Origin of the sequence: Holdemanella sp. MSK.7.32, assembly GCF_024460475.1 — a bacterium.
GTDB lineage: Bacteria > Bacillota_I > Bacilli_A > Erysipelotrichales > Erysipelotrichaceae > Holdemanella.
Map to the genome: position 1 here is coordinate 22,190 of NZ_JANFYN010000005.1, position 13,174 is coordinate 35,363.

Annotated in this window: 11 protein-coding genes; 2 read left to right on the forward strand and 9 right to left on the reverse strand. The window is 34.0% G+C overall.

Annotated features, from left to right (window positions below):
• Nucleotides 1-60 precede the first annotated feature (60 nt).
• From NE544_RS02035 to NE544_RS02055, 5 genes are all read right to left on the reverse strand, one after another.
• Nucleotides 61-375, reverse strand: coding sequence for a hypothetical protein (locus tag NE544_RS02035; RefSeq protein ID WP_256268144.1), 315 nt, complete (start codon nucleotides 373-375; stop codon nucleotides 61-63).
• Between the two features lie 200 nt (nucleotides 376-575).
• Nucleotides 576-3,332 carry a transporter substrate-binding domain-containing protein gene (locus NE544_RS02040; protein WP_256268145.1) on the reverse strand — a complete coding sequence of 919 codons (2,757 nt, stop codon included), beginning with the start codon at nucleotides 3,330-3,332 and terminating at the stop codon, nucleotides 576-578.
• 151 nt (nucleotides 3,333-3,483) lie between these two features.
• Nucleotides 3,484-3,735, reverse strand: coding sequence for a hypothetical protein (locus NE544_RS02045; protein WP_256268146.1), 252 nt, complete (start codon nucleotides 3,733-3,735; stop codon nucleotides 3,484-3,486).
• Between the two features lie 15 nt (nucleotides 3,736-3,750).
• Entirely contained in the window at nucleotides 3,751-4,008 is a 258-nt protein-coding gene (locus NE544_RS02050; RefSeq protein ID WP_256268147.1) for a hypothetical protein, read from the reverse strand.
• A 23-nt stretch (nucleotides 4,009-4,031) separates the two neighbouring features.
• Nucleotides 4,032-5,756: a DUF5696 domain-containing protein gene (locus tag NE544_RS02055; protein ID WP_256268148.1), complete on the reverse strand. Its 1,725-nt coding sequence runs from the start codon at nucleotides 5,754-5,756 to the stop codon at nucleotides 4,032-4,034.
• A gap of 74 nt (nucleotides 5,757-5,830) precedes the next feature.
• Between NE544_RS02055 and NE544_RS02060 the strand changes: the two genes are divergently transcribed.
• Nucleotides 5,831-7,381 carry an AAA family ATPase gene (locus NE544_RS02060; RefSeq protein ID WP_256268149.1) on the forward strand — a complete coding sequence of 517 codons (1,551 nt, stop codon included), beginning with the start codon at nucleotides 5,831-5,833 and terminating at the stop codon, nucleotides 7,379-7,381.
• Here the strand turns inward: NE544_RS02060 and NE544_RS02065 are convergent.
• From NE544_RS02065 to NE544_RS02080, 4 genes are read right to left on the reverse strand one after another with little or no spacing between them, the layout of a single operon-like run.
• Nucleotides 7,378-8,679 carry an alpha-amylase family glycosyl hydrolase gene (locus tag NE544_RS02065; RefSeq protein ID WP_256268150.1) on the reverse strand — a complete coding sequence of 434 codons (1,302 nt, stop codon included), beginning with the start codon at nucleotides 8,677-8,679 and terminating at the stop codon, nucleotides 7,378-7,380. The two genes, NE544_RS02060 and NE544_RS02065, sit on opposite strands and share 4 nt — an antisense overlap.
• Before the next feature lie 6 nt (nucleotides 8,680-8,685).
• Nucleotides 8,686-9,171, reverse strand: coding sequence for a Cys-tRNA(Pro) deacylase (gene ybaK, locus NE544_RS02070; RefSeq protein ID WP_118114261.1), 486 nt, complete (start codon nucleotides 9,169-9,171; stop codon nucleotides 8,686-8,688).
• On the reverse strand, nucleotides 9,168-9,716 hold the full coding sequence (locus NE544_RS02075; protein ID WP_256268151.1) for an ANTAR domain-containing response regulator: 549 nt from the start codon (nucleotides 9,714-9,716) through the stop codon (nucleotides 9,168-9,170). Before NE544_RS02075 ends, ybaK begins: the two co-directional genes overlap by 4 nt.
• A gap of 6 nt (nucleotides 9,717-9,722) precedes the next feature.
• Nucleotides 9,723-10,892, reverse strand: a complete 1,170-nt coding sequence (locus NE544_RS02080; RefSeq protein WP_256268152.1) for a glutamine synthetase family protein — start codon at nucleotides 10,890-10,892, stop codon at nucleotides 9,723-9,725.
• Nucleotides 10,893-11,079: 187 nt separating this feature from the next.
• Here NE544_RS02080 and NE544_RS02085 point away from each other — a divergent pair, with 187 nt between their 5' ends.
• Nucleotides 11,080-13,170: a glutamine synthetase III gene (locus NE544_RS02085; protein WP_256268153.1), complete on the forward strand. Its 2,091-nt coding sequence runs from the start codon at nucleotides 11,080-11,082 to the stop codon at nucleotides 13,168-13,170.
• The last annotated feature ends 4 nt before the right edge of the window (nucleotides 13,171-13,174 follow it).

The following is a 13,174-nucleotide window of genomic DNA, read 5'->3' on the forward strand; positions in this document are numbered from 1 at the left end:
CTCAATTATCAACTTCATTTTGTACTTAAAAACATCATTTGTTTTAATTCTAGAAAACGACTATTTCAATAACTCCATAATTTCATCTTCACTCTTCGACAATGACTTAGAAATAAGCTCTAAACTCATCCCATTTGCAAGCATCGCTTTAATCCCTTGTTTCATTACTTGGTTCATCTGCTCAATTTGTCTATTTGCATCTTCAATCTGTTTATTGGCTTCTTGTAATTTTCGAGTTTCTTCTTTTAGTCTTTGAATCTCTTCAAGTTCAAGTTGTCGTTCCATTCGCTCTTCATTTTCATGCAGTTTTTGAAAATCTTCTATTATTTTCTTCCAATAATCATCCGATCTTGTTTCTACATGCTTCTCTAACATTTGATTCACCCCATCCCTCTCTATCATCATCTTTATTTTACTATCACTTTGTTAAATCATCGTTTCCTGTTCATTAATGTCTTCAAGCGGTTTTTTTAAATCTATTTTCGGCATTTCTATTGTACGTTACTCCATACGATCCTGACTTACTTCTACAAAAGATAAACCTTCTTCATTCCTTAATGTGAATGAGATATACTCTAGCTTTTGTGTTTGTTTATAATATCCGTTAATACCACAAACAAATCTTCAATATTGATAGGCTTTGCGATATGACCATCCATACCAGCATCTATCGCTTTTTTCTTGTCTTCATCAAACGCATTGGCTGTTATTGCTACTATAGGTATGCATGCTTTTGCCTTGTCTTGTAAGTTTCTAATTTCACACGTAGCTTTATATCCATCCATTTTAGGCATTTGAATATCCATTAAAATGACATCATATGTACCAACCGGATTTTCTATGACCTTATTCACACATTCAATACCATTCTTCACACGATCAACAAAAAGTCCTGCACGCTCTAATATGGTTTGTGCAATCTCTGCATTTAAATCATTATCCTCAGCCAAAAGAATATGTTTACCATTAAAAATTGCATTATCAACTTCACAATTCTCTTCTTGTTTATTCAGATAATATTTTTCATCCGCAATTTTATATTTCAACGTGACAATAAACGTACTACCCTTGCCAAGAACACTCTTCACATCAATCGTACCACCAAGAAGATCCACATATTTTTTAACAATGGCCATACCAAGACCTGTACCACTAATTTTACTGGATGTCATTCTTTCTCTTGAAAAAGATTCAAAAATCTTATCCAAATACTCCTGACTCATACCAATACCTGTATCCGTAATACTTGTACGAACAATCATATATCCAGGCTCATCACATAAAAGCTCATCTACATTAACATCAACAGAACCATTCGAAGGTGTATATTTAACGGCATTACTTAAAATATTCACAAAAATTTCTTCAACCTTTGTCACATCGGCCATGACATGTTTATGCTCAACATTAAACGTGTACCTCACATGAATATTCTTTTTCTTCGCCTCATCCTCAAACATTTCAAACAATCTTTGTCTTATATCCTCAATATTCGCATAGTTTTCATCCAATTCCATATGACCACTTTCTATGCGAGCCATATCTAAAACGTTATTAATAATTGATAAAAGAATATTCCCCGCCTTTTGAAGTTTATTTAAATGCTCTACAACCTTAGACAAATCATTATCTTTCAACTCATTCTTCATAAGTTCAGAATAGCCCAAAATCGCATTCATAGGCGTACGAATATCATGTGACACATTATGCAGAAATTGCGTTTTGGCAAGATTTGCCTCCTTAGCACTCGCCTCTGCTCGTCTTGCCTTTCTTAAAAGTAGAAGAATTACAATAATAATACTAAAGCCTAAAATAAGAACAACAGCCAAATGATCTTTTAAAAAACCATAAAAAGTCGTTTTATAAGCCGTACTATCATACATTGCAATCGCACTTGTCAACATATCCGAAGGCATAGCCTTTATCGTCTTATTCAATATGGATAATAGTGTTGCCTGCCCATCTTTAACCCCAAAACAAGCCTCCATTGTCTTTGTCAAAGAAATAATTTTAAAATTCTTATTACCATCAAATTTCAATACCTGACTCGATCCCTTGATAAAACAATCTACTTTACCATGTACAACCATATTCGCAGCTTCGTTGATTGTATCACAATCGACGAGTTTCCATTGTGGATAATAATACGCAATATGTTGTTTTAAAGCTACCTTGTTTTTTGGTACAGCTACCACATATGAATCATTCTCATTAAAATCTTCCTTTTCCGTAACCGCCATTAAACTATACGTCCAAGCCGTATTCGAAAGTGCATACCCCTTCTTTTCGGCAACATTTGAATTTCGACTCGCATAATAAATCACATCAATCTCTTTATTCTGTAAAGCTTCAATCATTTTGTCATAATCATCAAAAGCCTGTATATCAAATTTTAAAGTATGATTTCCCAAACAATCTTTGGCATACGAAATATATTCAGACAGTGTACCACGAATCTCTCCACTCTTTTTGTCCATTGAAAACACAATAGGATCATTATTTAAAAAACCAATTCGAATACCACCATGCTCTTCTAACCATGACTTTTCATTTCCTGTAAGAAACTGCGTATAATCCAAAGTAAAATATTTTTTATACAAATCCGCCTTGTAAAAAGGACTATCACTATCCAACTGGCGCATCGCATAATCCAATTCTTGTTTAATATCACTACGCTCTTTATTGATCGCAAAATATATATCAGACTTTCCAATTGTAGTTACACTAGAAATCCCTCTTTCAGACCAAATTGACTCTTCTAAAGACACAAAACAATCAATCTCATTATTCTCTAATTTCTTTTTAACATCCTCATTACCACTTACATTCACATGCTCAGTATGAATACCATACTTATTCTCCCATTCTGTAAGCATATATTCAGGCTTAGCACCTTTAAGTACACCAATACGCTTACCATCCAAAGACTTAAAATCCGAAGACACAATATCCGTATCCGATAAATTTGCATACAAAACATAATTTTCTTCACCCATCGTTTCCTCAGAATAAAGCATTTCTATAGCACGATCATCCGTATACGAAATATCACCCATGATATCAATCTCACCATTTTCAAGCTTATCAAAACAGTTTGACCAATCACACTTCACATACTCAAATTTCCAACCCGTATACCCAGCCAAAGCCTGCATTAACTCATAACCATAACCACGCCTAACACCATGATCATCCACATAATTAAATGTATCTTCAAAAGATCCCACACGAATTGTCTTCTGTGTCTCATCCGCAAAACAAGGCATACACAGCGTGAATACCATAAATATACTTATACATACTGCCCCAAACCTTTTCATTATTTTATTCATAAGTTTCTCCATAACCAACATAGCCCTAATCTATGTTAAAATTATATATTATTTCACAAATTTCAGTCAATAAAACGCAGAATGTTTTTCAAAAAAACTAACCATTCAGTTCAATTCCACCACCAATAAAAAAACTAGAATCATAAAGACTCTAGCTCTTTGTTTCTATTGGACCACTATGAAATTCTCTTTCAATATCTGGACTATATAGTTTACTCCACTCATCTTTACCAAATATTTTCTTTGCCTCACTATTTAATTTAAAAAATATAGCATTTGGCACACAACAAGAAATTTCCAAATTATACTTAAACAATTCAAGTTCTGTATCTGTTATTGTTTTCTTTAAAATCTTAATATATAAAGAAACCATCTCTTCAAAATTAAGTATTTTAGGTATCATAATATAACACTCCATTTAATCCACTAATCTATCAGGAATTAATTCATTACCCTCATATTTAAAGACATATTGTTTGTTTAAATCTTTATTCTTTAATGAAAACCACACTTCTGTATCCGACTGTTGAGTGATTGAATCCACATAATATGCTTCATCCTCAATTTGATCATTTGCACTTTCAATCAATTCCTCATCTGAATAAGGGATTGATGTTTGAACTTCTTTAGTTTCTCTAAGTTCCGGCTGTGCTTGTGTACAACCTGTTAGTAACATTAGTAATATTAATCCTAATCTTTTCATACAATTCTATACGTGTTCTCCTTTGTGTTGATTTCAACTGAGATGTTATTACTAAAAGTGGTCTGTTGAACATGATCATTGATGATTTTATGTTCTACCATTTCTTCATTTTTAATTTTTTGATAAAAATCTAGAACAATATTGGCTCTAGTAATTCTGTCCTCTATGGACAAACCATCACTTCCAAAATTACCATCCACATTATCATAAGGTGCATTCCTTACGACATATGGAATACCACCATTTAGTAATGCATACAACATGTAGTCTTCATTTTTTTGATCCATTGGCCAAGGCAAAATAAAACAATCATGATACACAAGATTAAATAAAGGTACAGGTATACCCATCTTCTTCTCATTTTCATCTTTCATCATAAACTCATAAGGACCATAATGCGAAAATACAAGTTCTCGCATTGCCCAATCACTACACTCCTCACTTGAAGGAATGATTCCCTTTGAGATCATATATTGAAAACAAGCCCTTCTATATTCCATGCACTCTTTTCTTGTCATCAAATGTTCTGGATTAAAACACTCATCCATTTCATTACAAGAAAAAACATCTAAATACACACAATCCAAATCAATATGCTTTAAGATTTCAGTGTAGTTTCTTTTTACATACTTCGGTGCTAGACTTGCACACAAATAATTCTGTCTTCCACCAGCCCAATTGGCATGCTCATACACACTACCATCCTCTAATTGAATAGCTTGGTTTTCATCATGCGTTTTGGCCGTATAGTAATAATCACGATACTGATCATGTAAGCCAAACAAATCATTAGACGCACTTAAACTCTGTTGAAGTCTTTTTAAACCAGCCCATCCACCAGCTTCAATACATGCCGGCAAATAATCCGGATGACAATTGTCGTAGCCAGGATCTGCCCAGCCATCCAAATGAAGATATAGTTTGTGTGAACCAAATTCATGAAGACTTTGAATCATCTCTTTTACCGAATCAAAAGAATGAATTACATCCTCTTGCCCATTATAGAATCTAGAATCCTTTTCCGTATGTGCCTTAATACCCGTATGTACAACAGCACACTGTTGAAGATCTGATATTTTATGAAGATTTACTTCTTTCTCTTTTAAACTCTTAAATAAACCGGTTTCTTTAACATACTCTCGATAAATCTTAGCAGCACGATTATAATCCATATTCGATTCAAAAGAATATCGAACAACACGCTTATATCGCATCTTACCTAGACTTGTTAACCATACAAATTGAAGTCTTGTTCCCTTATCATCATGATCAATTGTATATTTAGAATCCCAAGGCGTTTCATTGATTGCGATATACCCTTTTCCATTATTGGTTTGACTAAGCCAAGGCATATAGGCAGCACAACTAGTAAACTGACCATCAAAGGCAATATGACTATAATCATACTCATAACGATTGGGAATCAATAAACCTTGCATATAAGGAATGGTTGAATAACCATCCTTGTCTTCACATACAAAACTATCGGGAAAATGTACCTCTTTAATATTCTCATACACTTTAGGTATCCACTCAAAATAATAATGATTCGTACTATCTTCTTTCCAGATATATGTATCAAAATATTTATAAGTACTATAAATACCCTTACCTAAGCCTGTCACTCTTTCTTCTGACTTGATGTAATCATCACTAAAATTTATTTTTTGATCATCTTTCGTTACATAAAACGAATCCTGATTTCGAATCCAATTTTCCATACGCAAATACCTCTTGTCTTAGTCATTATACCATATATGATATGTTAGAATAGTATAAGAAAGTTGGTGCAACTATGGGCATTTATTTAAATCCAGATAGTGATCGATATGAAAGATTGTGTAACAGTCCCATCTTTGTAGATAAATCATTATTGATTGAATACACAAATAAAGCTATAAATACTTCTAATGATTGTATTTGTGTAACTCGTCCAAGACGATTTGGGAAAAGTACAGATGCGAATATGTTGGTAGCTTATTATTCAAAGGGTACAAATTCAAAAGACTTGTTTAATACATTAAATATCAATCACTGTCCTTCTTTTCTTGAACATTTAAACAAGCACAATTTGATTCATTTAAACATACAAGACTTTTTAAGTACCACAAATTCAATTGATGAAATGCTTTCTAAAATAAATCGAATGATTTTAAAAGACTTGAAATTTGAATTTAAAGATGTCATAACTGAAACCGAAATCATCGATGCATTCAATGAAGTCTATGCGTATACAAAAAATAAATTTATCTTTATTATTGATGAATGGGATTGTATCTTCAGAGAATTCAAAGAAGACAAAACTGCACAAGAAACATATTTAGATTTCTTAAGAAGCCTTTTAAAAGATAAGAATTATATTGAAATGTGTTACATGACAGGAATATTACCAATCAAAAAATACGGAACTCACAGTGCCTTAAATATGTTTGATGAAATATCTATGACGCAATCAAAACCACTGGCAAACTACATGGGATTTACCGAAGAAGAAGTATCGAATTTATGTCGAAAGCACAATGTAGATTATCAAAAAATGAAAGATTGGTATGATGGATACCATATGACAGACACCATCTCAACTTTTTCACCAAGATCTGTAGTTGCAGCTATTTCAAAACATGATTTTTCAAATTATTGGACTAAAACAGAATCTTTTGAAGCTTTAAAAATATATATCGATTTAAACTTTGATGGATTAAAAGACAATATTATTCAAATGATGGCAGGAAAAGAAGTATATATCGACACATCTTCATTTGAAAACGATATGTCCACATTTGGTTCAAAAGATGATGTTCTTACATTACTGATTCATTTAGGATATTTGGGATACAACCAAAAAGATCAAACATGCTACATTCCAAACAAGGAAGTCAGCGACTCATTCTTTACATCCATTAAAAATTCAAATTGGGACGCAACCACAAAAGCCATTCAAAATTCACGAAACTTATTAGATGCTACGTTTAATATGAACGAAACAAAAGTAGCTGATTATATTGAACAAGCCCATCTAGAAACTAGCCACATTCAATATAATGATGAAAATGCGTTAAGCTATACAATTGATCTTGCCTACTATGCCGCAAGAGATCACTATACTGTGATTCGAGAGCTTCCAACCGGCAAAGGATTTGCGGATCTAGCCTTTATCCCTAAAACAGATAAGCCAGCCATATTGGTTGAATTAAAATGGAACCAAGATATAAATACAGCCATTACACAAATCAAAGAAAAAAAGTATCCTTCTGTTTTAGAAAAATACAAAGACAACTTAATACTCGTTGGTATTACTTACGACAAGAAAACAAGAAAACACATATGCAAAATCGAGCGACTTTAATCGCTCGATCTTTTTAAGATTCTTACTTCATAAGGCTTGAACTCAAGTGAGTTATTAACAGGAACCTCTTCATTTGTTTCGATGTCGATGAAATTACCTTGACCATTAAAGCCTAATGTTTGAGCTTCATTTTTCATGTTCATACAAATCCATAGACATTCCTTTTCATCTTGTCTTTGATAAATACAAGCCGTATTTGTGATACCAATCTGTGTATAGTCTCCATAAGATAAAGCGGAATGATTATGTTTCAAGTTGATTAACTTTTGAATACGATTCGTTAATTCATTCCACTCAAACACTTTGATTTCCGGTCTAAGATCCGTATCATTCCAATTTTTTGTACCTTCCATACCCCATTCACTGCCATAATAGATACATGGAATACCTGGCATAGTAAACAACATCGTATAAATTAAAGGCAATTGTTTTTTATCCTCTAAAATCGACGCAACTCTTTCTACATCATGATTATCCACAAAGTTAAACAAATGCTTACCCGTATATAAACACCATGGATCTTTGCCAAATTGACGATTCAATGAATAAAGAATCTCATAGAAATTAGCTGAATTAAAGCTCGAATACAACCCCTTATAACACTCATAATTTGTGACAGAATCTAACATATTCTCATTCATCCATTGATTATAGTCACCATGTAAAGTTTCACCTAAAAGGAAGAAATCTCTATCTACATGATTGTGTAATGTTTGAAGGAAGTTTTTATCTAGACAATAGGCGACATCCAATCTTAAACCATCAATTTTAAATTCTTCTTGCCAGAAATCCACTACATTCAAAATGTATTCTACTACTTGTGAATTTTGAAGATTCAACTTCACTAAGATGTCATTACCTTCCCAATCCTGGTACCAGAAGCCATCGTTGTAGTGATTGTTTCCATTAAAATCAATATAGAACCAATCCTTATAAGGTGAATCCCACTTCTTCTCTAATACATCTTGAAATGCAAAGAAATCACGTCCCACATGATTAAACACGGCATCTAAAATAATTTGAATACCATTTTCATGGAATTGATTTACAACTTCCTTTAAGTCTTCATTGGTACCCAATCTTGTATCTAACGTTTTAAAATCCGTTGTATCATAGCCATGCGTACGACTTTCAAAAATTGGATTCAATAAAATACAGTCTATGTTTAATTTCTTTAAATGAGGAATAAAATCCTCTAATTTATGAATTCTATGTTCTAAAACATGATCATTCTCAAATGGCGCTCCACAAGCTCCAAAAGGATAGATTTGATAAAATACACTCTCATTCGCCCACATAATATGTTACTCCTTTGTGATATCGCCTGCTTGAACATGAATTAAATCCATCAATGTCTTTGGATCCATCTCAATCTGCATACCAATCTTACCTGCACTAAAATAGATCTTATCTTGATTTAAACAATCCTTTTCAATAAAGGTACGAAATTGTTTTTTCATACCCAATGGAGAACAACCACCACGAATATAGCCCGTAATCTTATTGATATCCTTCACATGGATCATTTCACAAGATTTGACTCCAGCTATTTTTGCGCACTTCTTTAAATCCAGTTCCTTTTCAACTGGAAGCATATACACTAAATATTCCTTTGTGTTTGCCTGTGTAACTAAAGTTTTATACACAGCTTCCACTGGCTGATGTAACATATTCGCAACATGCACACCATCTACGGGATCCCCCTCTTTATGTTCATACGTATGCGCTTCATATTCCACTTTATGCTGATCTAAAAAACGCATCGCATTGGTCTTTTGAATCTTTTTCATGTTTGAAACTCCTCTAATAACTCTTTAGCCACCAAGAATTTCGTCTTATTCTGCTCCATCGCTATCTTTTCAATATAGTGATGCGCCTTGTCTTCACTCCAATGATAATTTGAAATCAAAACCAACTTACAATGATCCACCATCTTCAACTCTAAATATTTCTGTTCAAGCTTACTGATCTTCTTTTCATAAAGCTGGATTCGCCTATTCACACTCATAAGAATCTGAAATGCTTCATACAACAACTGCTTCTTGATGGGATACGACAGAACTATTATACCACTATCTTTACACTGATATGAAACTTGATCATAGATTTCCTTATTGCACACCAAAAGAACTTGTGTATTTAAACTCTTCGCAAAATTTAAAAGCCCACTTGTCGTTTGCGAATATAAGATCACAACAATCTCAAAATGCGTATTTCTCAACTTATTTAACGCATCATTATATGTCTTTGACAGCACATATTGATAATTGGCCGTATTTTTTAATAAAGCTAAGAAATTCTCATTTCCAAGTACTAATACTTTACTTGCCTCCATACGCACTTACCCAACATAAATATCCACTACATCTTTTCCTAAAACTTGTTTTACCCAATCCGAATTCAAAGCCTTTACCTTTGCCTCTTTTAAGCTTTGAGGAAGCTTTTTTGTATCACTCGATACAATATCCGTACAAGGATCGGGTACCATGTTCTTTTCAATCCCCTCTAAACCGGCATAAATCAATAAGGCATAGGCCAAATAAATATTACAGCTACAATCCGGACTTCTTAACTCCATACGATTTGTCGAATGCGTAGCCGGAATACGAATCAATTGATTACGATTCTGATACGACCAGGAAATATAGCTTGGCGCCTTATCCTTACCTAAACGCTTGTAGGAGTGTTTTGTCGGATTTAAAAAGGCTGTCATCTCTTCAATACGATTTAAAATACCCGCCATAAAAGGCATCAACAACTCTTCATGTTGATCCACACTCATATTAATATGCATTCCATTACCGGGCTGATCCTCTAAAGGTTTTGGTGAAAAGTCAGCTACTAAACCCTGCATATTCGCAATAGCTTCAACAACCCACTTAAATGTCGCCGCATTATCCGCTGCTTGTAAAGCACTTGAATAACGAAAATCAATCTCATTTTGCCCAGGACCCATCTCATGATGCGAAACCTCTGGATCTATTCCCATTTCCGATAATGTTAAACAAATCTCACGACGAACATTTTCCCCTTTATCTAATGGCGAAATATCCATATACCCCGCATGATCCAATGGAACATAGGTATTTTCTCCATCTTCATCCTGCTTAAATAAATAGAATTCAAATTCTGAACCAAAGTTAACACTGATTCCCATTTCTTTCGCTTTATTGACCGCTTTCTTTAATATGTAACGCACATCCCTTTCAAAAGGCGTCCCATCCGGATATTTAATATCACAATACATACGAATAACACTTCCATCCATACTGCGCCATGGCAAGATACTCATAGTGTTCGGGTCAGGATATAAGAATAGATCACTATGCACTTCATCTAGAAAACCATCAATGGCACTGGCATCAAAGCTAATTCCCTCCACAAATGCCCTTTTTAATTCGGTTGGTAAAACAGAAACATTTTTCTGTGTACCATACATATCAAAATAAGAAAGACGAATAAATCGAACGTCTTGTTCTTCACAAAAATTTAATACATCCTCATATGTCATACAATTCACCTCGAATAATTAATACACTATTTTCATTCTGTTTTCAAATCTTTTTACATTTTTTCATTGACAACACAAAATATCTGTTTATAATGAATGCATACATGGCAAGGACGCCAAAGAAAACATAGGTCAAACCCTAGTTTTTTAGTGTCCTTGCCCTTTTTTTATGTAAAGGAGAGCCATTATGAAATCGATCGTAGAAGAAATTTTTGGAAGTAAAGTTTTTGATGAATCTGTTATGCGAGAAAAGCTCGCAAAAGATACATATCGTGAATTAGAAAAAACCATTCACGATGGAAAACAGTTAAATATCAAAATCGCAAACGCGGTAGCCCACGCTATGAAAGAATGGGCCCTAGAACAAGGTGCAACACACTATACACACTGGTTCCAGCCAATGACAGGAGTTACAGCTGAAAAGCATGATGGCTTTATCAATCCCGATAAAGATGGCAAAGTCATCATGGAATTTAGTGGAAAAGAATTAATCAAAGGTGAGCCAGACGCCTCAAGTTTTCCAAATGGAGGTTTAAGAGCCACATTTGAAGCAAGAGGATATACGGCTTGGGATCCAACAAGCTATGCCTTTATTAAAAACGGCGTACTATGTATTCCAACCGCTTTCTGCTCTTACTCAGGACACGCCCTAGATAAGAAAACACCACTACTTCGAAGTATGCAGGCCATTAATAAACAAGCCTTACGTATTGTGAAATTATTTGGCAATGACGATGTTCAAACCATTAAAACAACCGTCGGACCTGAACAAGAATATTTCTTAGTTGACCAGAAATATTATGAACAAAGAAAAGACTTGATCTATACAGGACGTACATTATTTGGTGCACCATGCCCTAAAGGACAAGAATTGGAAGATCATTATTTTGGAACAATCAAAAGTCGTGTTCAAGAATTCATGTCCGATTTAAATAAAGAGTTATGGAAACTTGGCATCTTGGCAAAAACTGAACACAACGAAGTAGCCCCTGCTCAACATGAATTAGCCCCAATCTTTACAACGACAAATATCGCAACAGACCACAACCAATTGACAATGGAATTGATTCAAAGAGTTGCGAAAAAACATGGATTGGTTGCACTACTTCATGAAAAACCATTTGAAGGCATCAACGGAAGTGGTAAGCATAATAACTGGTCTTTATCTACAGATACAGGAATCAACTTACTAGAACCAGGCGATACACCTCATGAAAACGCACAATTTTTAGTCTTCTTAGCCGCTATTATTAAAGCTGTAGATGAACACCAAGACTTATTACGATTAAGTGTAGCCACTGCAGGTAACGATCACCGACTAGGTGCTAACGAAGCGCCTCCAGCTATTATCTCTATTTTCTTAGGTGATGAATTAACCGCTGTATTAAAGGCCATTGAAGAAGATAAACCATATGATGGAAAAGAAAAAGAATTGATGAAGATTGGAGCAACCGTTCTTCCTAAATTCCCTAAAGATTCAACAGATCGTAACCGTACTTCTCCATTCGCCTTTACCGGAAACAAATTCGAATTCAGAATGCCCGGATCTAACTCAAGTATTGCCGGATGCAATATTGTGTTAAATACAGTCATTGCGGATGAAATCGAAAAATTTGCGGACATTCTTGAAGCTAGCGATGATTTTGAAAGCACATTACATGCCTTGATCAAAGATACAATCAAAAACCACAAGCGCATTATCTTCAATGGCAATGGATATGATGATTCTTGGGTTAAAGAAGCAGAATCTAGAGGCTTATTAAACTTAAAGACAACTCCAGATGCTCTTCCATACTTCAAAACCGATGAAAACATTGCCCTATTTGAAAGACAAAAAGTTTTATCTAAAGAAGAAGTGGAATCAAGATATGAAATTTTAATGGATGAATACGAAAAACAAATCAACATTGAAGCATTGACAATGTTAGATATTGCGAAAAAAGACATTTTACCAGCTGCAAGTAAGTTCTCTAAAGAATTGACAGATACAATCGCAAATAAAAAAGCCATCGGTATCGACTTAATCTATGAACTTGAAACGGCTAAAAAAGTCAGTGAATATTTAACCGAAGCTTACCAAGCTATGATGACACTTGAAAAGGATGTTAAAAAACTACATGAAATTGATGATTTTGAAAAATCAGCCTTCTATGTAAGAGACTTCATTATCCAAGATATGGCCTCATTAAGAAAACCATGCGACGAACTTGAAGTCATTACTTCTAATAGTGATTGGCCATTTCCAACATATGGAAAATTATTATTTGGAATTCAATAAACCG